Raw genomic sequence first — 21,511 nt, 5'->3', positions numbered from 1 at the left:
GAACACCGCCGCATCGCGCGGAACGTTACCGTATCGCGATCAGACAATCGGTTCGACGCCCTCGCCTGGGGCATTGCCTGACGCCCGTTCGGACTCCAGAGCGTTCTGGAGGATCACCACAGCGGCAGCTTGGTCGATGACGGACCTGCCCTTTTTGGACTTCACGCCCGAAGCACGCAGCCCCTGAGTGGCCGTTACTGTGGTCATCCTCTCGTCGACCAGTCGCACCGGTACCGGTTTGACGCCCTGGGCGAGCGTCTGGGCGAAGCTACGGATCTTCTTCGCCGCCGGCCCCTCCCGTCCGTTGAGCGAGCGGGGCAGACCGACCACGATCTCGATCGGCTCGTACTCCTCGACGAGTTGGCGCAGCCGCCGGTGGGCGGCCGGGACGTCGCGTCCCGGCACGGTCTCCACCGGCGTGGCGAGCACCCCGTCGGGGTCGCACGAGGCGACCCCGATACGGGCGTCCCCGACGTCGACCGCGAGCCGACGTCCTCTGCGCATGGTCATCAGACGGTCTCGGCGACGAGACGCTCGACGGCGGCCACGGCGTCGCCGATGGCGGCCGGGTTCTGGCCGCCGCCCTGGGCGACGTCCGGCTTGCCGCCACCGCCGCCACCCAGCGTCTTGGCGGCGGTACGGACCAGGTCACCGGCCTTCAGCCCGCGCTCGCGGGCGGCCTCGTTGGTGGCGATGACGGTCAGCGGACGGCCGTTGGCCGTGGTGAACACGGCGACGACGGCCGGGCGGTCAACCGCCCCTGACGACTGGTCCAGCCGGCCGCGCACGTCGAGGACCAGCTTGCGCAGGTCGTCGGCGGACGTACCGTCAGGGACGGTGCCCGTCACCAGGGCGACGCCGCGGACGTCCTTGGCTCCCTCGGCGAGACCGGCGGCGGCACCGAGCACCTTCTCCGCGCGGAACTTCTCGATCTCCTTCTCGGCGTCCTTGAGCTTGCCGAGCATGGCGGCGATCTTCTCCGGCAGTTCCTCGGAGCGGCCCTTGACCAGTTCCTGGAGCTGGGCGACGACCGTGTGCTCCTTGGCGAGGAAGTTGTACGCGTCGACGCCGACGAGGGCCTCGACACGGCGGACGCCGGAACCGATGGACGACTCTCCGAGCAGCTTCACCAGGCCGAGCTGGGCGGTGTTGTGGACGTGCGTGCCGCCGCACAGCTCCTTGGAGAAGTCGCCGATGGTCACGACGCGCACCCGCTCGCCGTACTTCTCGCCGAACTCGGCGATGGCGCCCTGCTTCTTGGCCTCGTCGATGCTCATGACCTCGGCGTGGACGTCGAGTTCACGGGCGAGAACCTCGTTGATCTTCTGCTCGACGTCGGTGAGGACCGTGCCGGGAACGGCGTTCGGGGAACCGAAGTCGAAGCGGAAGCGGCCCGGGGAGTTCTCGGAACCGGCCTGGGCGGCCGTCGGGCCGAGGGCGTCGCGCAGCGCCTGGTGGGTCAGGTGCGTGGCGCTGTGGGCGCGGGCGATGGCACGGCGGCGGCGTACGTCGATGGCGGCGTAGGCGGAAGAGCCCACGGTGACCTCGCCGACCTGGACGACGCCCTTGTGGACGCTGACGCCGGGAACCGGCTGCTGCACGTCGCGGACCTCGATGACGGCACCGGAGTCGAGCCTGATCCGGCCCTGGTCGGCGAGCTGGCCGCCGCCCTCGGCGTAGAACGGGGTCCGGTCGAGGACGACCTCGACCTCGTCGCCCTCGGAGGCGGCCGGGGACGAGACGCCGTCGACGAGCAGGCCGACGACCGTCGACTCGCTCTCGGTGGAGGCGTATCCGGTGAACTCGGTGTTGCCCGAGTTGTCGGCGACCTCGCGGTAGGCGGACAGGTTGGCGTGACCGGTCTTCTTGGCCTTGGCGTCGGCCTTGGCCTTGTCCCGCTGCTCCTTCATCAGACGGCGGAAGCCGTCCTCGTCCACGCTCAGGCCCTGTTCGGCGGCCATCTCGAGGGTGAGGTCGATCGGGAAGCCCCAGGTGTCGTGGAGCAGGAACGCCTTGTCACCGGGGAGGACGGTGCCGCCGGAGGCCTTGGTCTCCGTGACGGCGGTGTCGAGGATGTTGGTACCGCTCTTGAGGGCCTTGAGGAAGGCGGCCTCCTCGGCGAGGGCGACGGTCTCGATCCGCCTGCGGTCGGTGATCAGCTCCGGGTACTGCTGCCCCATCGTGTCGATCACGACGTCGACGAGGTCCTTGACGACCGGGCCGGTGGCGCCCATGAGGCGCATGTTGCGGATGGCGCGGCGCATGATGCGGCGCAGCACGTAGCCACGGCCCTCGTTGCCGGGGGTGACGCCGTCGCCGATGAGCATCGTGGACGTGCGGATGTGGTCGGCGACGACGCGCATGGAGACGTCGGAGCCGTGGTCGGTGCCGTAGCGGACGCCGGTCAGCTCGGTGGCCTTGTCCATGACGACGCGCAGGGTGTCGGTCTCGTACATGTTCTGCACGCCCTGCAGGATCATGGCGAGACGCTCGAGGCCGAGGCCGGTGTCGATGTTCTTCGACGGCAGGTCGCCGAGGATCGGGAAGTCCTCCTTGCCCTCGCCGGCGCCGCGCTCGTACTGCATGAAGACCAGGTTCCAGATCTCCACGTAGCGCTCGTCGTTGACGGCGGGGCCGCCCTCCTCACCGAACTCCGGACCGCGGTCGTAGTTGATCTCGGAGCAGGGGCCGCAGGGGCCGGGGACGCCCATGGACCAGAAGTTGGGGCCCATGCCCAGACGCTGGATGCGCTCGGCGGGCACGCCGATGACGTCGCGCCAGATCTGCTCGGCCTCGTCGTCCTCCTGGTAGACGGTGATCCACAGCTTCTCCGGCTCGAGGCCGTAGCCACCGTCCGCCACGGAGCTGGTGAGCAGCTCCCAGGCGAGCTTGATGGCGCCTTCCTTGAAGTAGTCGCCGAAGGAGAAGTTGCCGCACATCTGGAAGAACGTGCCGTGCCGGGTGGTCTTGCCGACCTCTTCGATGTCCGGCGTGCGCACGCACTTCTGCACGCTGGTCACGCGCGGGGCGGGCGGCTTGACCTCACCCAGGAAGTACGGCTTGAAGGGGACCATGCCGGCGGGGACCAGGAGCAGAGTCGGGTCGTCCGCGATGAGCGACGCCGAAGGGACGACGGCGTGCCCGCGCTCCTCGAAGAAGCTCAGCCAGCGGCGGCGGATTTCAGCCGACTCCATCAGTGGTCCTCATTCCGGTTGTACGAAGGCTCGCCACTCGGCTCTTCGCCGTGCGAGTGCTCGGTGTTCGAATGCTTGTCATACGGCTTCTTGCCGTGCAGGTATGTGATCGGCGCGGGCTCTCCCCGCACGATCGCGGCGCGGCCCCGCTGCACGGGGAGCTCACGCCCGGGCGACGCGTGCAGTCCCAGCACCTCCGCCAGTTCGCCCTCGCGCTGCACCATCGACGACCTGACGTCGAGCGCGAAGTCCTTGAGACGGTGACCCGCGTCGACCGCCTTGTTCGCCGCCTGCGCGGCGAGGCTCTCCGGGGTGAGCTGCTTGAGCTTGCGGTTGACCTTGGTGGTGGCCCACACGCCGGCTGCTGCACCGGCGGTGAACCAGAACGTGCGGCGGAACATGGTGCCTCAGCCCTTCCGGTTCCTGCGCCGGGCGCCCGGCACGGTACGGCCGACGATCACGGAACGCCGTGACGGGGCGGCCGGCTTGTCCTCGCTCCTGCGGCCGAGGGCACGGCGGACGCCGTAGCCGAAGGCCGCGACCTTGACGAGCGGGCCGCCGAAGGTGGAGGCGACGGTCGTGGAGAGCGCGGAGGCGTTGGAGGTGACTTCCTGGACGTCGCTGGCGATGGCGTCGACCCGTTCGAGCTGGGTCTGCGCGGAGCGCACCGTCGCGGAGGCGTCGGCCAGCAGGGGAACGGCCTGTTCTGTCACGTCCGCCACGAGTTCGGTGGTCGCCCTGAGCGTCTGGGCCAGCCTCACCAGCACCACGGCGAGGAAGGAGACCAAGATCGCCCAGAAGACGGCCACCAGAATCCCGGCAACCTCTCCACCGGTCACTGCGCACCGCTCTCTGCTCGTCTTCGGGTACTCGAGAAATCGTCCTCCGAGCCTATCGCGCCCTCGGTGGCGGGCCGTACCGCATTAGCGGTGCGCAACGGGTGGTCGTCTCGGCCGATTGCACGGAGAGCTCACGCTTGAGTACGCTGCGTGTTCCATGCGAGGCCGCCACCCCAGTCTCCCCGCGGAACCGAACCGATTCGTGGGACGCGACGACGAGCTCACGGCGCTCACCGGCGCCCTCGGAACCTCCCGTCTGGTCACCGTCGTCGGGCCCGCCGGCGTCGGCAAGTCGCGCCTGGCGTCCCACGCCGCGGCGGCACTGCAGAATCGGTACGGCGACGGGGCACGGCTCTGCGAACTGTCGCTGCTGCGCGATCCCGGCCTGCTCGCCCACGTCCTCGCGGAGTCGCTCGGGCTCACCGACCACACCCGCAGGCCTCCCCGCGACGTCCTTCTCGACCATCTCTCCGACCGCGGCCTGCTGCTCGTCGTGGACGGCTTCGAGCAACTCGTCGACGACTGCGCCGAGCTGGTACGGGACGTCCTGCGCCGGGCACCGGGCGTGCGGGTGCTCGCGGTGGGCCGCAGACCGCTGCGGGTCGACGGGGAGCAGGTCTTCGAGCTGGCCGCCATGACAGAGGCCGACGCCGCGGCGCTCTTCACGGCCCGCGCCGCCGACGTGCTGCCGCACTTCCGCGTCACGGACGCGAACCGCCGTGCGGTGCGAGAACTCTGCGGACGCCTCGAAGGCATCCCGCTGGCACTCGAGCTCGCCGCCGGCCGCCTGCCCGCGCTCTCCCTCGACCAGTTGCTGACACGGCTCGGTGACCGTTTCAACCTGCTCACCGGCGGCTGCGGGAGCGCGCTGCCCCGCCATCGGACCCTGCGGACGGCCGTCGGCTGGAGCCATGAGCTGTGCACACCGGAGGAACGGCTGTTATGGGCCCGGCTCTCCGTCTTCGCCGGGCAGTTCGACCTGGAGGCGGCCGAATACATCTGCAGCGGCCCCGACCTGCCCCACGAGAGCGTCCTCGACGTGCTCCATGAACTGGTCGCGCAGTCCGTGGTCTGCCGGGAGGAGACACCGGCCGGTCTGCGCTACCGCCTGCTGGACACGGTCCGCGCGTACGGCGCCGACTGGCTGGAGGCGATCGGCGACACGGGGCGTCTTCGCAGGCGCCACCGCGACTGGTACATGGGACTGGCCACCTGGTGCGAGCTCGAGTGGTTCAGCCCCCGCCAGGCGGAGATCGCCGCCTGCACCGACAGCGCCCTGCCCAACATGCGGGCGGCGCTCGAACTCTGCCTGGAGGACCCCGAGGAGACCCATCTGGGTCTGCACCTGGCGGGCACCCTGTGGTTCCACTGGGTCGGCTGCGGCCGGCTGGCCGAGGGCAGGCACTGGCTCGACCGGTGCCTCGCCCGGCAGTCGGAGCACGAGGGCTCCCGGCTCAAGGCACTGTGGGTGCTCGGCTACGTGGCCGTCCTGCAGGGCGACACAACGGCTGCCGCGGGCGCGCTGCACGAGTGCGCCGAGCGGGCGGCCCTCACCGGCAACGGGCTCGCCGCCGCCTACGCCGAGCACCGCAGGGGCTGCATGGCGCTGCTCTCCGACGAGATGCCGCGCGCCGAGGAGCTGCTGCGCTCGGCACTCGCCCGGTACGAGGAGGTGGGCGAGTTCAACAGCAATGTGCTGATGGGACGTGTCGAGCTCGCCATGGCACTGGTCTTCCAGGACGGGCTGGACGCCGCCGTCGCCCTGTGCGAGGAGGTCCGGCGGATCTGCGAGGACCACGGCGAGCTCTGGGTCCGTGCGTACGCGCTGTACGTACTGGCCTACGCGGCCTGGACGGAGGACGACTGCGGGCGGGCGCGTGAGCTGCTGACCGAGTGCATCGCGGTCGGCCACCGCTTCAACGACCTCGTGGGACTGGTCCTCGCTCTGGAACTGCTGGCTCTGGTCACCGCCGACGAGGGCGACCCGGCGGAAGCGGCGGTCCTGCAGGGAGCGGCCGCCCCGGTCTGGGACGCGGTGGGCCCGCCACTGTTCGGCTCCGGCCACTTCGGCGCGCCCCGGGCCCTGTGCGAGGAGCGGGCGAGCGCCCTGCTGGGCTCCGAGCGGTTCGAGGCATGTCTGCGAGAGGGGCGCGGTCTGTCGCTCGACGAGGCGGTGCGGCGCGCCCTGGCCGCGCCGGAGCGACCGCGGCCGGGAGCGGCGGGAACCCGGCTCGTACGGCCCCGGGAAACGCGCGAGCCCGCCGTCTCCCCCACCGGAAACGGCGGGGAGGCGGCGGGCTGCTGAAACACTGTGGGGCTACTCCCCCGGCTGACGCCGGGAGGGGCCCCGGGGATCAGCGGGCGTAGTACTCGACGACGAGCTGCTCGTCACAGATGACCGGAACTTCCTTGCGGTTCGGGTCACGGTCCAGGCGGAAGGCCAGGGCCTTGAGGTTGACCTGCAGGTAGCGCGGGGTCTCACCGTCGGCGGCGAAGCCACCCTCACGGGCCACCTGGAACAGGGGCTTCTCGCGGGAGCGCTCGCGGACCATCACGACGTCGTCGGGACGGACACGGAACGACGGCTTGTCGACCTTGCCACCGTTGACCTCGATGTGGCCGTGGACGACCATCTGGCGGGCCTGGTAGATGGTGCGGGCGATGCCCGAACGCAGGACCAGGGCGTCGAGGCGACGCTCGAGCTCGATGACCAGCGCCTCGCCGGTCTTGCCCTCGGCCTTCTTGGCGCGGTCGTACGCGCGGGCCATCTGCTTCTCGCTGATGTCGTACTGCGCGCGAAGGCGCTGCTTCTCGAGCAGACGGACCTTGTAGTCCGAGTTCTGCTTGCGGCCACGGCCGTGCTCGCCCGGCGGGTAGGGGCGGGCTTCGAAGTACTTGACAGCCTTCGGCGTCAGCGCGATACCGAGCGCACGCGACTTCTTGACCTTGGGACGCGACTGGTTAGGCACGTTCTCCAGACCTCCGTTGTAGGTTAGGTTAGGCTCACCTTACTCAAGGAGATCGTATGTCTCGCCCTGGGAACACCAAGCGCATCACGGACAGCACAAACAACGCCGATGCATCTGCGAGCATCGAGATGACGGAGGTCCGATCAGCTCATGGTCAGCCGCGTCCCAGCGGGCTTGAAATCACTCGAATGCCGTCAGCAGCCGAGCGCACACGAACTCTCGTACAGAGTACATGCTGCGGAGTGCTGCTCGTCCCCGGGCTGGAGGGCTCCCGGACCGAGCAGCTGAGCCCGCGGGCGCGGACCGTCGGCACCGACGGCGAGGTCTACCTGCTCTTCCCTGCCGACTCCCCGGCCGTACGCGCCGCCACACACGCGCAGGACGACGAACTGTCCGCCGTGCTGGAGATCATCGATGTCGCGCCGGTCGCCGTCCCCGACCGTATCCGCGGGCGGGCCCGCGTCCGCGGCTGGCTGACCAGCGCGCCCGGCCTCGCGGCGGAGCCGGGGTACATGATGCTGCGGCTGGAGGTCGGGGAGGCGAGCGTCGACGACCTGTGGGGCGCGGCGCAGGTGGAACCAGAGGCGTTCGCGAGCGCGTCCGTCGACCCTCTCGTCGCCCACGAGACCGAGTTGCTGCAGCATCTGCACTCCGCACACGGCGATCAGCTCCAGGCACTGGGCTCCCTGCTCGGAGAGCGGCAGGGCGCAACGGCCGCGGAGGGACTGCGGGCGGTCCCCCTGGCCCTGGACCGGTTCGGACTGCGGGTGCGGTTCACCGGTGAGCGCTGCTTCGACGCGCGCTTCGACTTCCCCGTACCGGTGGCGGACATCACCGGGCTGCGCAGGGCCATGCACACCCTTTTCGAGGCGGCGGCCCACTGACGGCGGCGGTCAGTTCTCCTCGCCGCGCAGTCGCTCGCGCACCTTCTCGACCACGTCCGCGTACCTCGCCTCCGCGCCGTAGCGCGTCGGCTCGTAGTACCGCCGGCCGTGCACCGCGTCCGGGGCGTACTGCTGGGCGGCGATGCCGCCCGGGACGTCGTGGGGGTACACGTACCCCTGGGCGTGGCCCAGCTTGGCCGCGCCCTTGTAGTGGCCGTCGCGGAGGTGCGTCGGGACCGGGCCCGCCAGGCCGTTGCGCACGTCCTGCTGGGCGGCGGAGATCGCGGTCGTCGCCGCGTTGGACTTCGGGGCGAGCGCGAGGGCGATCGTGGCGTGGCTGAGGGTGAGGGCGGCCTCCGGGAAACCGATCATGGCGACGGCCTGGGCGGCCGCCACCGCGGTGGGCAGGGCGGTCGGATCGGCCAGCCCGATGTCCTCGCTGGCCGAGATCATCAGCCGCCTGGCGATGAACCGCGGGTCCTCCCCCGCCTCGATCATCCGCGCGAGGTAGTGCAGCGCCGCGTCCACGTCGGAGCCGCGGATCGACTTGATCAGCGCGCTGGCGACGTCATAGTGCTGGTCGCCGTCGCGGTCGTACTTCACCGCCGCCCGGTCGACGGTCTCCTCCACCGTCTCCAGGCTGATGTCGCTCTCACCCTTGTCGATGGCCGCGCCGGCCGCGGCCTCCAGGGCCGTCAGCGCGCGGCGGGCGTCGCCGCCCGCGATGCGCAGCAGGTGCGCCTCCGCCTCGCTCGGGAGCGACACGGCACCGCCGAGGCCGCGCTCCTCCGTGAGCGCGCGGCGCAGCAGATCACGGACGTCGTCGTCCGTGAGGGACTCCAGCGTGAGGAGCAGCGAACGGGAGAGCAGTGGTGAGATCACCGAGAAGTACGGGTTCTCCGTGGTGGCGGCGATCAGCGTGACCCAGCGGTTCTCGACCGCCGGCAGCAGCGAGTCCTGCTGGGCCTTGGAGAAGCGGTGGATCTCGTCCAGGAAGAGGACCGTCTCCTTGCCGAAGCCGCCCGCGGCGCGCTTGGCGCCCTCGATCACCGCCCGGACCTCCTTGACGCCCGCGGTGATCGCGGAGAGCTCCACGAAGCGCTTGTTGGTCGCCTTGGAGACGACATAGGCGAGCGTGGTCTTGCCGGTGCCGGGCGGGCCCCAGAGGATCACCGACGAGACGCCTGCCGGTCCTCCCCCGCCCTCGCCCACCAGGCGGCGCAGCGGTGATCCGGGCTTGAGCAGATGCTGCTGACCGACCACCTCGTCCAGGACGCGCGGACGCATCCGGACCGCCAGAGGGCTGCTGGTCGGGTCCTTCTCCTGGCGGTCTTCGGCTGCGGCGGTAAAAAGGTCGGGCTCCACGTCGTGAAGCCTATGTCAGCGCACTGACACTCCCGGCCGGGGCCGGGACGGGGGCCGGCTCCGGGCCGGCCGGGACGGTCATGGCGCCGTCAGGAGGTCCAGAAGTCCCACCAGCGGGTCAGGACCAGCATCCCGATCACACCGATGTGCAGGGCCGGGAGCACCCAGGTGAACTCGTCGAGGAAGCCCCGCGCCCAGGCGGGGGCCGGCAGCAGCCCGTGGCGGACGTTGTGCGAGGTCACGTACCAGAACATGAGGATCGTGGCGACCCAGGCCAGACAGCACCACAGGCACAGCGCGTTGATCTCGTACAGCGACTGCTGCATCAGCCAGGTGCAGAACCCGACACCGAAGAGGGTGCCCGCGTTGAGGGTCAGCCAGTACCAGCGGGAGAAGCGCGCACCGGCCAGCAGGCTCATGCCGACGCAGACGACGATCCCGTAGGTGACGAGCCCGAGCATCGGGTTGGGGAAGCCGAAGACGGTCGCCTGGTCGCTCTCCATGATGCTGCCGCAGGAGACAACCGGGTTGAGGCTGCAGCCGGGGGTGAAGGTGGTCCCGGCGACCTTCGCCTCGAGGATCTTGAACTTGTCGATGGTGATGATCCAGGCGGCCAGCACCCCGGCCGCGCCGGTGAGCACGAGCAGCCAGGCGAGCGCGCGGCTGCCGCCGACACGGCGGGTATCGGGGGCGCCGTGGCCGAAGGACACGCCGTCAACTGCTGCAGTCGTCATATCGCTGTTCCGTCGCTCGGTGGTCAGTCGGGCAGGCTCATTGTGCCCCAGGGGAAGGGGCGTTGGCTGTTCGCTGTGGATAAGCGTGACGACCGGATGGCTTGTTCTTCGAGCGGGCGGTGCACCCCGCGTCGATGCGGGGGCTCGGTCCGTCGCCGGGCGGCAAAGGGTGCCGCCCTGTGCACCGCTCCCCACCCGCGCGGGGTGGCCGGACGGCAAGCGCCGTCCGGCCCCACGATCAAGCGAGGAGCGCGCCGATCCGCTCGACGACCTCGGTGAGCGCCACCGGCTCCTGCTCGCCCGACTCCATGTCCTTGAGCTGGACCACGCCTTCGGCGAGATCCCGCTCACCGGCGACGATCGCGTACCGGGCGCCACTGCGGTTCGCGTTCTTCATCGCGCCCTTCAGACCTCGTCCTCCGTAGGAGAAGTCGGTCGCGACTCCTGCCTTGCGCAGTTCGACGACCAGTCCGAAGAGCCGCCGCCGCGCCTCGTCGCCCAGCGGCACGGCGTACACGCTGGTGGCGGCCGGGATGTCGAGCTCGACGCCCTCCGCCTCCAGCGCCAGGACGGTGCGGTCCACGCCCAGCGCCCAGCCCACGGACGGCAGCGCCGGGCCGCCGATCATCTCGGACAGGCCGTCGTAGCGGCCGCCGCCGCCCACCGCGGACTGCGAGCCGAGACCGTCGTGGACGAACTCGAACGTCGTGCGCGTGTAGTAGTCGAGGCCGCGCACCAGCTTCTCGTCGTCCTCGAAGGAGACACCGGCCGACCCCAGCAGCGTTCGCACCTCTTCGTGGTACGCCTTGCACGCGTCGCACAGGTAGTCGCGCAGCATCGGAGCTCCGACCAGCTGCTTCCGCACCGCGTCGCGCTTGTCGTCGAGGACGCGCAGCGGGTTGATGTCGACGCGGCGGCGGGTGTCCTCGTCGAGATCGAGGTCGCGCAGGAAGGCCTGCAGCGCCTCGCGGTAGACGGGCCTGCAGACGCGGTCACCGAGCGAGTTGAGGAGGATGCGGAAGTTCCGCAGCCCCAGCGAGCGGTACGCCTGGTCGGCAAGGATGATCAGCTCGGCGTCCAGCGCCGGGTCCTCCGCGCCGATGGCCTCGGCTCCGACCTGTGAGAAGTGCCGGTAGCGGCCCTTCTGCGGGCGCTCGTAGCGGTAGTAGGAGCCCGAGTACCAGAGCTTGACGGGAAGCCCGCCCTGCTTGTGCAGGTTGGCCTCGAGCGCCGCGCGCAGCACGGAGGCGGTCCCCTCGGGGCGCAGCGCCAGTTCGCTGCCGCCCTTGGTGGTGAGGGTGTACATCTCCTTGGTCACGATGTCGGTGGACTCGCCCACGCCTCGTGCGAAGAGGGCGACGTCCTCGAAGCCGGGCGTCTCGATGTACCCGTATCCGGACTTCTTCAGCGGTGCGGCGATCGCCTCGCGCACCGCGAGGTACGTCGCCGAGTCCGGCGGCAGCAGGTCGTACGTGCCCTTGGGGGCCTGGAAGGTACTCACTTGGAAGGTCTCGTCACATTCCTCGTCGGGGAGCGGGCCGACCGCTCCCGTGGCCGGCGGCCACCTCACGCAGATACGGATTGGTGGCACGCTCGCGGCCGATGGTCGTCTGGGGGCCGTGGCCGGACAGCACCACGGTCGAGTCGTCGAGAGGCAGGCACACCCGTGCCAGCGATCCGAGCATCTCGTCCATGTCGCCGCCGGGCAGGTCCGTGCGTCCGACGGAGCCGGCGAACAACAGGTCTCCCGAGAAGAAGACGGACGGAACGTCCGCCGACTCGGGCATCCTGAAGGTCACCGACCCCTTGGTATGGCCGGGCGCGTGCGAGACGGAGAATTCGAGGCCGGCCAGGCTCAGCGCCGCGCCGTCGGTGAGTTCCCTGACGTTGTCGGGCTCGCCCACGGTGAGCTCGCCCATGAGCGGCATCCCGATGGAGCGGCCGAGGGCCTTCTCCGGGTCGCTCATCATGTAGCGGTCCTCCGGGTGGATCCAGGCGGGTACGTCGTGGGCGCCGCAGACGGGGACGACGGAGGCCACATGGTCGATGTGGCCATGGGTGAGGACGACGGCGACGGGCTTGAGCCGGTGCTTCTTCAGCGTTTCCTCGACACCCTCGGCGGCCTGGTGGCCCGGGTCGATGATCACGCACTCCTCGCCGGCGGCGGGGGCGACCAGGTAGCAGTTGGTCCCCCAGGCCCCGGCGGGGAACCCGGCAATAAGCACGATCGTCCTCAGTTCGGTCGTCGTCGGACAGCTGACGCGGTGGATTGCAGCAGATCAGAGCCTACCGGCGCTGCTCATCACACAGCCAACCCGTATACGGTACGGGGCAAGCTCGGCGGTTAGCACTGCGCGACGTACCCAGACCTACGACGTACGAGACCTACGACGTCGACGTACGAGACCTACAAGGAGACGACCCGGTGGTCAGCAGCGATCAGCGGCGGCGGCAGCTCGCCCGGGAGAAGTTCGAGCGCCAGCAGCAGCGCAGGGAGCAGGCGCGGCGGAAGGCCAGGGTGCGCAACTCGGTCATCGCGGCCGCGGTCGCCGTGGTGCTCTGCGCGGGCGGGGCCGTCTATGCCATCGGTCTCACCGGTGACAAGAAGGACGACGCGGCATCGGCCGACGCCTCGCCGAGCGCCTCCCCGTCGGAGAGCAGCACGCCCGAGCCGGCCATGGCGATCGACCGGAAGGCGAAGTACTCGTTCTCGCTCGAGACGAACGAGGGCGACATCAAGATCGCGATGGACGCCGCGAAGACGCCGCACACGGTCAACTCCTTCAAGGCGCTGGCGGACAAGGGGTACTTCAAGGACACGAAGTGCCACCGTCTGACCACGCAGGGCATCTTCGTGCTGCAGTGCGGGGACCCCAAGGGCGACGGCACCGGCGGCCCCGGCTACACGATCCCCGACGAGAACCTGGACGGCCTCGGCAAGCCGGGCGCGGACGGCACGGTCACCTTCCCCGCGGGCACGGTGGCGATGGCTAACACCAGCCAGCCCAACACGGGCGGCAGCCAGTTCTTCCTCGTGTACAAGGACAGCAAACTGCCGCCCACCTACACACCGTTCGGCACCATGGACGACAAGACCCTCAAGGCCGTGCAGGACGTCGCGAAGGCCGGAGTCGAGGGCGGCGGCCAGGACGGTCCCCCGAAGAAGCCGGTCACCGTCGCGAAGGCCACGGTCACGAAGGTGTGAGCCGGACAATTTCGGCCGCGCTGAGTGCGGACAGCCGGGCGGCCGGTCGCCTAGATTGGGCGTTGTGCAGCGCGTGCTGGACTCGCGTTGTGGAGGGCGGGCGAGGCCCGTCCAGGAAACTGTGGACGATGCCCGGGGGATGAACCCCTCGTCGGCATCAGGTTGAGGAGGCGCTGTGAGCAGCGACCCGTGGGGCCGCGTCGACGAGACGGGCACCGTGTACGTGCGTACTGCCGAGGGCGAGCAGGTCGTCGGATCGTGGCAGGCCGGGACTCCCGAGGAGGCTCTGGCCTACTTCGAGCGCAAGTACGAGGGCCTGGTGGTCGAGATCGGCCTCCTCGAGCGGCGGGTGAAGACCACCGACCTGTCGGCCAAGGACGCGCAGATCGCCATCGACCATCTGCGCCGGCAGGTGGACGAGCACCATGCGGTGGGCGACCTCCAGGCGCTGCGGGTGCGGCTCGACGCGCTGGTGGCGACGGTCGACAAGCGCCGCGAGGAGCGCAAGGCGCAGAGGGCGAAGCAGACCGACGAGGCGCGCCTGGCCAAGGAGGCGCTGGTCACCGAGGCCGAGGAGCTGGCCCAGAGCGAGCAGTGGCGCTCCGCGGGCGAGCGTCTGCGCGCGCTGGTGGACACCTGGAAGGGCCTGCCCAGGCTCGACCGGAAGTCCGACGACGAGTTGTGGCACCGCTTCTCGCACGCGCGCTCCGCGTTCTCCAAGCGACGCAAGGCGCACTTCGCGTCGCTCGACGCGCAGCGCGAGGAGGCCCGCAGGACCAAGGAGAAGCTGGTCGCGGAGGCCGAGGCGCTCTCCGGTTCCACGGACTGGGGGGTCACCGCGGCCCGCTACCGTGACCTGATGGCGCAGTGGAAGGCCGCCGGCCGTGCCCAGCGCGAGGCGGAGGACGACCTGTGGAACCGCTTCCGCGGTGCCCAGGACGTCTTCTTCGCCGCCCGCAGCGGTGTCTTCGCCGAGCGGGACGCCGAGCAGGCGGAGAACCTCAAGCTCAAGGAGGAGCTCGCGGTCGAGGCCGAGAAGCTGGTGCCCGTGACCGATCTGAAGGCCGCCCGTGCCGCCTTCCGTTCGATCAACGAGCGCTGGGAGGCCATCGGCCATGTGCCGCGCGACGCCCGTCCCAAGGTCGAGGGCCGGATGCACGCGGTGGAGCGGGCCCTGCAGGAGTCCGAGGAGACCGAGTGGCGCCGGACGAACCCGGAGGCGCGTGCGCGCGCCGAGGGTCTGACCGGGCAGCTGCAGGCGGCTGTGGACAAGCTGCGCGGGCAGATCGACACCGCTCGCGCCTCGGGCAACAACGCGAAGGCCGACAAGCTGGCCAAGGAGCTCGAGGGCCGTCAGGCGCTGCTGGACCAGGCGCTGAAGGGCCTCCAGGAGTTCGGCGGCTGAGTGTCACGGGAAGAGCCCGGTACGCGATGCGTACCGGGCTCTTCCCGTGTCTGCCGCGGGGCTGCGGGGCGCCCTCGCGCGGCTTCTCACGGCCGGCGGGCCGAGGTGACGCGGTAGACGTCGTAGACGCCCTCCACGCCCCGTACGGCCTTGAGGACGTGGCCGAGGTGCTTGGGGTCGCCCATCTCGAACGTGAAGCGCGAGGTGGCCACCCGGTCGCGGGAGGTCTGCACGGCCGCCGAGAGGATGTTGACGTGCTGGTCGGACAGGACCCGGGTCACGTCGGACAGCAGCCGGGAGCGGTCCAGCGCCTCGACCTGGATGGCGACCAGGAAGACGGACGACTGGGTCGGGGCCCACTCGACGTCGAGAATCCGTTCGGGCTGTTGCGAGAGCGAGTCGACGTTGACGCAGTCCGCGCGGTGCACGGAGACGCCGCTGCCGCGGGTGACGAAGCCGATGATCGGGTCGCCCGGCACCGGCGTGCAGCAGCGGGCCAGCTTGACCCACACGTCCTCGACGCCCTTGACCACCACACCCGGGTCGGCGCTCTTGCGACGCTGGCCGCGGCCGTGGGACGGCGGGGTGGCCTCCGCGATGTCCTCGTTGGCGGCTTCCTCGCCTCCGAGGGCCTGCACCAGCTTCTGCACGACGCCCTGCGCGGCGACATGGCCCTCGCCGATCGCCGCGTACAGCGAGGAGATGTCGGGGTAGCGCATCTCATGGGCGAGGGTGACCAGCGAGTCGCCGGTGAGGATCCGCTGGATCGGCAGGTTCTGCTTGCGCATCGCGCGTGCGATGGCGTCCTTGCCCTGCTCGATGGCCTCGTCGCGGCGCTCCTTGGAGAACCAGGCGCGGATCTTGTTGCGTGCCCGCGGCGACTTGACGAAGCCGAGCCAGTCGCGGGACGGTCCCGCGCCCTCGGCCTTGGAGGTGAAGACCTCCACCAGGTCGCCGTTGTCGAGGGTGGACTCGAGCGGTACGAGACGCCCGTTGACGCGGGCGCCTATGGTGCGGTGCCCCACCTCGGTGTGCACGGCGTACGCGAAGTCGACGGGGGTGGCGCCCGCGGGGAGCGCTATGACGTCGCCCTTGGGCGTGAAGACGAAGACCTCGTTGCGGGAGAGGTCGAAGCGCAGCGACTCGAGGAACTCGCCCGGGTCCTCCGTCTCCTTCTGCCAGTCCAGCAACTGCCGCAGCCAGGCCATGTCGTTGACGGTGTCCTGGCCGGCGGTGCCCTTGCCCGCCCTGGGGACGTCGGTGCGGATCTTGGAGGCTCCGGCGACGGTCTCCTGCTTGTACTTCCAGTGCGCGGCGATGCCGTATTCGGCCCGGCGGTGCATGTCGAAGGTGCGGATCTGCAGTTCGACGGGCTTGCCGTTGGGGCCGATGACCGTCGTGTGCAGCGACTGGTACATGTTGAACTTCGGCATCGCGATGTAGTCCTTGAACCGGCCGGGGACCGGGTTCCATCGCGCGTGGACGGTGCCGAGGGCGGCGTAGCAGTCGCGGACCGTGTCGACGAGGACGCGGATGCCGACCAGGTCGTAGATCTCCGCGAAGTCACGGCCGCGGACGATCATCTTCTGGTAGACGCTGTAGTAGTGCTTGGGTCTGCCGGTGACGGTGGCCTTGATACGGGCGGCGCGCAGGTCGGACTGGACCTCGTCGGTCACTATGGCGAGGTACTCGTCGCGCTTGGGCGCCCGCTCGGCGACGAGACGCACGATCTCGTCGTACATCTTGGGGTAGAGGATCGCGAAGGCGAGGTCCTCGAGCTCCCACTTGATGGTGTTCATGCCCAGGCGGTGGGCCAGGGGCGCGTAGATCTCGAGGGTCTCGCGGGCCTTCTTCTCCTGCTTCTCCCGCTTGAGGTAGCGCATCGTGCGCATGTTGTGCAGCCGGTCGGCGAGCTTGATGACCAGGACGCGCGGGTCCTTGGCCATGGCGACGACCATCTTGCGCACCGTCTCGGCCTGCGCGGCCTCGCCGAACTTGACCTTGTCGAGCTTGGTGACACCGTCGACGAGGAGTGCCACGGAGTCGCCGAAGTCGCGGCGCAGCTGGTCGAGCCCGTACTCGGTGTCCTCGACGGTGTCGTGGAGCAGACCGGCCATCAGGGTCGCCGGGTCCATGCCGAGCTCGGCGAGGATGGTCGTGACGGCGAGCGGATGCGTGATGTACGGGTCGCCGCTCTTGCGCTTCTGGCCGCGGTGCCAGCGCTCGGCGACCTGGTAGGCCTTCTCGACCTGGCGCAGCGTGGACGTCTCGATCTTCGGGTCGTTGCTGCGGACGATCCGCAGCAGCGGTTCGAGCACCGGGTTGTACGGCGACGAGCGCTGCACACCCAGACGGGCGAGACGAGCGCGCACACGGTTGGAGGAGCCGCCGGTACGCGCGGTGCCGGCCGGCAGGGGCTTGGGCGCGCTGACGGGCGTGGGGCTCAGTCGCTCGGGCGCAGCCGGGGCCGGCCTCTCAGTCCGCTTCGGCTCGGGCGTAACAGGGGTTGCCGCGGCCTTGTCGGCGTTCTGGGCGGGCTGCGCGGCGGCGGGCTGGGCCTCGTCTGGCAAGAGCGCTCCTCTGGGGGTCCCCCGGACGGACTCCGGGGGAGGTTCCGGATCCCCGGTCAGGCCCGGAAGGCCATGGTATCGACCTCGGCCGTCCTGCTCGCGCGGGAGGGGACGCGGCTCACAACGCGAGACGGGCACCCGGGGTGTTCCCGGGTGCCCGTCCTGGCAGGGTCATACGCGCGACCGTGCCGTGAATCCGCAGCTCAGCCGCGATTCACAGGGTGATCAGGGCCTCCAGCGGCGCCGTGCCCAGGGCGGGCTCGAGCCGGGCCCGGCCGCCCAGGAATCCCAGCTCCATGAGGACCGCGACGCCGGCGACTTCCGCTCCGGCCCGGCGGATCAGCTCGAGGGAGGCCTCCGCGGTGCCACCGGTGGCGAGGACGTCGTCGATGACCATGACGCGGTCGCCCGCGCTGAGGTCCTCGGCGTGCACCTCGATCTCGGCGGTGCCGTACTCCAGCTCGTACGCCTGGGAGAGCGTCGCCCCGGGGAGCTTGCCCGCCTTGCGCACCGGGATGAACCCGATCCCGGCCCGGACGGCGACCGGCGCGGCCAGGATGAAGCCGCGGGCCTCGAGGCCCACGATCTTCGTCGCGCCGTGCCGGACGCAGAACTCGGTGAGCGCGTCCGTCAGCGCCGTGAAGGCGACCGGGTCCGCGAGCAGGGGCGTGATGTCCTTGAACATCACCCCCGGCTTCGGGTAGTCCGCGACATCACGGATACGGCTGAGCAGGAGCTCCTGTGTGCTGACCGTCATCGACGCCTGCCAGAGGGGCGGCCGCGGCCACGGCCGCGAGGTCCGACGACCGCACCGGCGGCCGCGGCTTCGTCGTCGGCCGGACCGTCGTGCTCTTCCGGCCGGTCGTCCCTGGTCGCGTCCCCGGCCCCGGCGGTCGCGCGCTTGGCGAGCACCCGCTTCTTCAGGGCCTTCATCTGCGGGTCGTGTTCCTTGAGGTCGGCGACGAGCGGGGTGGCGATGAAGATCGACGAGTAGGCACCGGCCGCGAGGCCGACGAACAGCGACAGCGAGATGTCGTTGAGCATGCCCGCGCCGAGGAAACCGCCGCCGATGAACAGCAGGCCGGCGACCGGCAGCAGCGCGACGACCGTGGTGTTGATGGAGCGCACCAGGGTGCTGTTGATGCTGCGGTTCGCGATCTCGCTGTAGGTGAAGCGGGTCTGCTTGGTGATGTCCTTCTGCCCCTCCTTGAGGCTGTCGAAGACGACCACCGTGTCGTACAGCGAGTAACCGAGGATCGTCAGCAGACCGATGACCGTACCGACGGTGACCTCGAACCCGACGAGGGAGTAGATGCCGACCGTGATGGTGATGTCGTGGATCAGCGCGACCAGGGCCGCGACGGCCATGCGCCACTCGAACGCGATGGCCAGGTAGATCACGACCAGCAGCATGAAGACGGCGAGGCCGGTCCATGCCTTGTTGGCGATCTGCTCACCCCAGCTGGGTCCGACGAGGTCGGCGTTGATCTGCTCGGCGGGGACGCCGAGCGCCTGGCCGAGCTCCTTCTGGACACGGTCGGCCTCCGCCGTGTCCACACCGCTGATCTGGATGCGCAGACCGCCGGTGCCGAGCTCCTGGACGATCGGGATGTGGTCGGAGATCTCCTCCGCCGCCTGCGTGGCCTGGGAGACGCTCACGTCGGCCTTCGGCGTGGTGAAGACCGCGCCACCCTTGAACTCGATGCCCATGTTCAGGCCCTGGACGGCCAGGGCGACGATCGCCGTGATCGTGATCAGGATGGAGACGCCGTACCAGACCATGCGCTTGCCGACGAAGTCGTAGCCGACCTCGCCCTGGTAGAGCCTGGCGCCGAGATTGCCGAGTCGGGACATCTCACGCCTCCTTCGGGTCGATCGTCGGGGCGGCGGTGCGGCGCGAGCGGCGCAGCGGCGGCTTGGCGCCGAGACGCTTCGGGTCGAGACCGGACCACGGGTGGCCGCCGGAGAAGAACTTCGTACGGGCCAGCAGGGTCATCACCGGCTTGGTGAAGAAGAACACCACGACCACGTCGAGGAGGGTCGTCAGGCCCAGCGTGAACGCGAAGCCCTGGACCTTGCCGACGGTGACCACGAACAGCACCGCGGCGGCGAGGAACGACACGAAGTCGGAGACCAGGACCGTACGCCGGGCCCGGGGCCAGGCGCGCTCGACCGCGGGGCGCAGGGTACGGCCCTCGCGGATCTCGTCGCGGATGCGTTCGAAGTAGACGATGAACGAGTCCGCGGTGATACCGATGGCCACGATGGCGCCGCAGACGGCCGGCAGGTTCAGCGCGAAGCCGATCGCCGGCCCGAGCAGCGTCATGATCGTGTACGTGAGGACCGCGGAGACGCCGAGGCTCAGCAGGGCGATCAGCGACAGACCGCGGTAGTACACGACCAGGTAGATGATGACGAGCGCGAGCCCGATCGCGCCGGCGATCAGGCCGGCCTGGAGCTGCTCGCCGCCGAGCGCGGCGGTGACGGTGGTGACGCTGTCCTCCTCGAAGGACAGCGGCAGCGCGCCGTAGGACAGGATGTTGCCCAGGTTCTGGGCGGAGTCCTGGTCGAAGTTGCCGGTGATCTCGGCGCTGGCGCTCAGCGTCTGGTTCACCTGCGGGGCCGACACCACTTCACCGTCGAGGACGATCGCGAACTGGTTCATCGGGGGCTGCTGCTGGGACAGGCGGCTGGTGATCTTCTGGAACTTCTTGGCACCGCCGTCGGTGAAGTCCATCGTGACGAGCCAGATGCCGCGCTGCTGGTCGAGCTGGCCCTTGGCGTCGTCGACGTCCTTGCCGTCCACCTCGGCGGGGCCGAGAACGTACTTCTCCCACTGGCCGGGGGTGTTCTGGCCACAGGCGAGGGTCGGCTCGGACGGCCTGACGTTGTCGCCGAGCTTGCCGCGGGCCTTGGGGTCGGTGCAGTCCAGAGCGGCGAACTGCGCCTGGAGCGCGGCGGCGGCAGGGTCCTCGGACGGCGTCGGCGCGGGGCTCTCGCCGGGCTTGGGGCTCTCGGACGCCTTCGGCTCCTTCGAGCCGGAGGGGCTCGGGCTCGCCGCCGGCGCCTTGAGACCCTCGGTCACCGCGCGGCCCTGCGTGGTCGCGCTCGTCGAGGGGCTGGCGGACGGGGAACCCGACGGCGGGGTGGCCGTCTCCTTGTCCTTGTCGTCCTTGGCCTTGTCGCCCGCGGAGGCGCTGGGCTTGGGCTCGGGCGCGGCCGGGCCGCCGGCGGCGACCGTCAGGACCGGCCGGAAGAACAGCTGGGCGGTGGTGCCGACCTGCTCACGGGCCTGCTCGGAGTTCGTACCCTTGGGGATGTTCACAATGATGTGACTCTTGCCCTGGGTCTGAACCTCGGCCTCGGAGACACCCAGGCCGTTGACACGGCGCTCGATGATGCCGACCGCCGTGTTCATGTTGGTCTCGTTGACCGCGTTCTTCTGGCCGGGCAGGCTCTTGGCCTGGAGCGTGATGGACGTACCGCCCGCCAGGTCGATGCCCAGACGTGGCGTGAACTGCCCCGCCGCGAACATCCCGCCCGTGAGCGCGACCATGGCGATCAGGATCAGAGCCAGGGCACGCCCCGGCTTGCCCTGAGCCCCCGCGGGCCTTCGGCCCCTGTTCGGTGCTGCCACCTTCTCGTTTCTCCCTGTCCAACCGCCCACGGCGCCGGGTGTGCGCCCGGGGCGGCCACGAAGTGTTGTGGGGACCTGCCCCCGCGATCAGTCGGCACGCCCGGGGGACCGCCGGGCGCCGGTTGAGCGCCGCCGCGGTCCCCGATCGTGGCTACTTCGCGTCGGCCTCGCCGTCGGCCTTGCCGTCCTTCTTGCTGAGGTCGGGCTTGGTGTCGCCGGCCGGGGCCGCGGCGTCGGTGCGGTCCGCGTCGGCGGCGTCGTCGTCGGCCTGGTCGGCCTCGGCGGCGTCATCGGCGGTCAGCGAAGAGGCGTCGTCCGGGACGACCTCGGTGTCGGAAGCGAGGTCGTCGTCGCCGTGGACGATGCGGTTGTACTCCTCGTCGGAGAGCACGGCGCCGATGGCGTTCTTCGCGAACACCAGGTGGACGCCGGGGGCCGCCTCGAGGAGGACCATGTCGTCGTTGACCTCCTTCACGGTGGCGTAGAGGCCACCGATGGTCCGCACGCCGGTGCCGGGCTGCATCTGGTCGCGCATCTGCGCGGCCGCCTGCTGCTTCTTCTTGGCGGAGCGGGTCATCAGGAACATGGCCCCGATGAGCACGATGAAGGGGAGGAGGGTCAAGATATCCACGGGGGAATTCCTTCGCATGACCGCGCTGGGCGAGCGGCCGATCTACGGGGGTGGGCACGCCGACCTGTAAGGGCGGCA

Annotated in this window: 18 protein-coding genes; 4 read left to right on the top strand and 14 right to left on the bottom strand. The window is 70.2% G+C overall.

Annotation, left to right across the window (positions count from 1 at the left end; translation table 11 throughout):
* Positions 1 to 39 precede the first annotated feature (39 nt).
* From ruvX to ACFYV1_RS24070, 4 genes are read right to left on the bottom strand one after another with little or no spacing between them, the layout of a single operon-like run.
* A complete protein-coding gene (ruvX, locus tag ACFYV1_RS24085) occupies positions 40 to 510 on the bottom strand; it encodes a Holliday junction resolvase RuvX (protein WP_389397598.1) in 471 nt (156 codons plus the stop codon).
* Positions 510 to 3,194: an alanine--tRNA ligase gene (alaS, locus tag ACFYV1_RS24080; protein WP_389397597.1), complete on the bottom strand. Its 2,685-nt coding sequence runs from the start codon at positions 3,192 to 3,194 to the stop codon at positions 510 to 512. Before alaS ends, ruvX begins: the two co-directional genes overlap by 1 nt.
* On the bottom strand, positions 3,194 to 3,595 hold the full coding sequence (locus ACFYV1_RS24075) for a hypothetical protein (RefSeq protein ID WP_389397596.1): 402 nt from the start codon (positions 3,593 to 3,595) through the stop codon (positions 3,194 to 3,196). Before ACFYV1_RS24075 ends, alaS begins: the two co-directional genes overlap by 1 nt.
* Positions 3,596 to 3,601: 6 nt before the next feature.
* Positions 3,602 to 4,033 carry a DUF948 domain-containing protein gene (locus tag ACFYV1_RS24070; protein WP_389397595.1) on the bottom strand — a complete coding sequence of 144 codons (432 nt, stop codon included), beginning with the start codon at positions 4,031 to 4,033 and terminating at the stop codon, positions 3,602 to 3,604.
* A 157-nt stretch (positions 4,034 to 4,190) separates the two neighbouring features.
* On the opposite strand from ACFYV1_RS24070, the gene ACFYV1_RS24065 reads away from it, so the two are divergent.
* Positions 4,191 to 6,338 carry an ATP-binding protein gene (locus tag ACFYV1_RS24065; RefSeq protein ID WP_389397594.1) on the top strand — a complete coding sequence of 716 codons (2,148 nt, stop codon included), beginning with the start codon at positions 4,191 to 4,193 and terminating at the stop codon, positions 6,336 to 6,338.
* 49 nt (positions 6,339 to 6,387) lie between these two features.
* Here ACFYV1_RS24065 and rpsD read toward each other — a convergent pair whose 3' ends face one another.
* On the bottom strand, positions 6,388 to 7,002 hold the full coding sequence (gene rpsD / locus ACFYV1_RS24060; RefSeq protein WP_389397593.1) for a 30S ribosomal protein S4: 615 nt from the start codon (positions 7,000 to 7,002) through the stop codon (positions 6,388 to 6,390).
* A 188-nt stretch (positions 7,003 to 7,190) separates the two neighbouring features.
* Here rpsD and ACFYV1_RS24055 point away from each other — a divergent pair, with 188 nt between their 5' ends.
* The gene (locus tag ACFYV1_RS24055; protein ID WP_389397592.1) at positions 7,191 to 7,886 is read left to right on the top strand and encodes a DUF2470 domain-containing protein; all 696 of its coding nucleotides are present in this window, start codon (positions 7,191 to 7,193) and stop codon (positions 7,884 to 7,886) included.
* A 9-nt stretch (positions 7,887 to 7,895) separates the two neighbouring features.
* Here ACFYV1_RS24055 and ACFYV1_RS24050 read toward each other — a convergent pair whose 3' ends face one another.
* The 4 genes from ACFYV1_RS24050 to ACFYV1_RS24035 all read right to left on the bottom strand — a co-directional run bounded on the left by ACFYV1_RS24050 (position 7,896) and on the right by ACFYV1_RS24035 (position 12,210).
* Complete coding sequence (locus tag ACFYV1_RS24050; RefSeq protein WP_389397591.1) at positions 7,896 to 9,251, bottom strand: replication-associated recombination protein A; 1,356 nt, start codon at positions 9,249 to 9,251, stop codon at positions 7,896 to 7,898.
* Positions 9,252 to 9,340: 89 nt separating this feature from the next.
* Positions 9,341 to 9,985, bottom strand: a complete 645-nt coding sequence (locus tag ACFYV1_RS24045; protein WP_389397590.1) for a vitamin K epoxide reductase family protein — start codon at positions 9,983 to 9,985, stop codon at positions 9,341 to 9,343.
* A gap of 238 nt (positions 9,986 to 10,223) precedes the next feature.
* Positions 10,224 to 11,486 carry a histidine--tRNA ligase gene (gene hisS / locus ACFYV1_RS24040; protein ID WP_389397589.1) on the bottom strand — a complete coding sequence of 421 codons (1,263 nt, stop codon included), beginning with the start codon at positions 11,484 to 11,486 and terminating at the stop codon, positions 10,224 to 10,226.
* A gap of 13 nt (positions 11,487 to 11,499) precedes the next feature.
* Positions 11,500 to 12,210: an MBL fold metallo-hydrolase gene (locus ACFYV1_RS24035; RefSeq protein WP_389397588.1), complete on the bottom strand. Its 711-nt coding sequence runs from the start codon at positions 12,208 to 12,210 to the stop codon at positions 11,500 to 11,502.
* A 200-nt stretch (positions 12,211 to 12,410) separates the two neighbouring features.
* Here ACFYV1_RS24035 and ACFYV1_RS24030 point away from each other — a divergent pair, with 200 nt between their 5' ends.
* Together ACFYV1_RS24030 and ACFYV1_RS24025 are read left to right on the top strand one after the other, a co-directional pair.
* Positions 12,411 to 13,190, top strand: coding sequence for a peptidylprolyl isomerase (locus tag ACFYV1_RS24030; protein ID WP_389397587.1), 780 nt, complete (start codon positions 12,411 to 12,413; stop codon positions 13,188 to 13,190).
* A 175-nt stretch (positions 13,191 to 13,365) separates the two neighbouring features.
* Entirely contained in the window at positions 13,366 to 14,595 is a 1,230-nt protein-coding gene (locus ACFYV1_RS24025; protein WP_389397586.1) for a DUF349 domain-containing protein, read from the top strand.
* 86 nt (positions 14,596 to 14,681) lie between these two features.
* Here ACFYV1_RS24025 and ACFYV1_RS24020 read toward each other — a convergent pair whose 3' ends face one another.
* The 5 genes from ACFYV1_RS24020 to yajC form a co-directional block, all read right to left on the bottom strand.
* Positions 14,682 to 17,165, bottom strand: a complete 2,484-nt coding sequence (locus ACFYV1_RS24020) for a RelA/SpoT family protein (RefSeq protein ID WP_389397585.1) — start codon at positions 17,163 to 17,165, stop codon at positions 14,682 to 14,684.
* Between the two features lie 214 nt (positions 17,166 to 17,379).
* Complete coding sequence (locus ACFYV1_RS24015) at positions 17,380 to 17,922, bottom strand: adenine phosphoribosyltransferase (protein ID WP_389397584.1); 543 nt, start codon at positions 17,920 to 17,922, stop codon at positions 17,380 to 17,382.
* Positions 17,919 to 19,019 carry a protein translocase subunit SecF gene (secF, locus tag ACFYV1_RS24010; RefSeq protein WP_389397583.1) on the bottom strand — a complete coding sequence of 367 codons (1,101 nt, stop codon included), beginning with the start codon at positions 19,017 to 19,019 and terminating at the stop codon, positions 17,919 to 17,921. Before secF ends, ACFYV1_RS24015 begins: the two co-directional genes overlap by 4 nt.
* Before the next feature lies 1 nt (position 19,020).
* Complete coding sequence (gene secD / locus ACFYV1_RS24005) at positions 19,021 to 20,802, bottom strand: protein translocase subunit SecD (protein WP_389397582.1); 1,782 nt, start codon at positions 20,800 to 20,802, stop codon at positions 19,021 to 19,023.
* A gap of 151 nt (positions 20,803 to 20,953) precedes the next feature.
* Positions 20,954 to 21,433: a preprotein translocase subunit YajC gene (gene yajC, locus ACFYV1_RS24000; protein WP_389397581.1), complete on the bottom strand. Its 480-nt coding sequence runs from the start codon at positions 21,431 to 21,433 to the stop codon at positions 20,954 to 20,956.
* Positions 21,434 to 21,511: the final 78 nt, after the last annotated feature.

It is taken from the genome of Streptomyces sp. NPDC003023, assembly GCF_042888225.1.
Taxonomy (GTDB): domain Bacteria; phylum Actinomycetota; class Actinomycetes; order Streptomycetales; family Streptomycetaceae; genus Streptomyces.
Note: the sequence above shows the minus strand (reverse complement) of the source record. Positions and strands in the feature narration are given on the sequence as shown.

Coding starts and splice junctions, on each gene's coding strand:
- alaS (WP_389397597.1), bottom strand. CDS start 3,194: ATGGAGTCGGCTGAAATCCGCCGCCGCTGGCTGAGCTTCTTCGAGGAG.
- ACFYV1_RS24015 (WP_389397584.1), bottom strand. CDS start 17,922: ATGACGGTCAGCACACAGGAGCTCCTGCTCAGCCGTATCCGTGATGTC.
- ACFYV1_RS24055 (WP_389397592.1), top strand. CDS start 7,191: ATGCCGTCAGCAGCCGAGCGCACACGAACTCTCGTACAGAGTACATGC.
- ACFYV1_RS24075 (WP_389397596.1), bottom strand. CDS start 3,595: ATGTTCCGCCGCACGTTCTGGTTCACCGCCGGTGCAGCAGCCGGCGTG.
- ruvX (WP_389397598.1), bottom strand. CDS start 510: ATGACCATGCGCAGAGGACGTCGGCTCGCGGTCGACGTCGGGGACGCC.
- secF (WP_389397583.1), bottom strand. CDS start 19,019: ATGTCCCGACTCGGCAATCTCGGCGCCAGGCTCTACCAGGGCGAGGTC.
- ACFYV1_RS24045 (WP_389397590.1), bottom strand. CDS start 9,985: ATGACGACTGCAGCAGTTGACGGCGTGTCCTTCGGCCACGGCGCCCCC.
- ACFYV1_RS24065 (WP_389397594.1), top strand. CDS start 4,191: ATGCGAGGCCGCCACCCCAGTCTCCCCGCGGAACCGAACCGATTCGTG.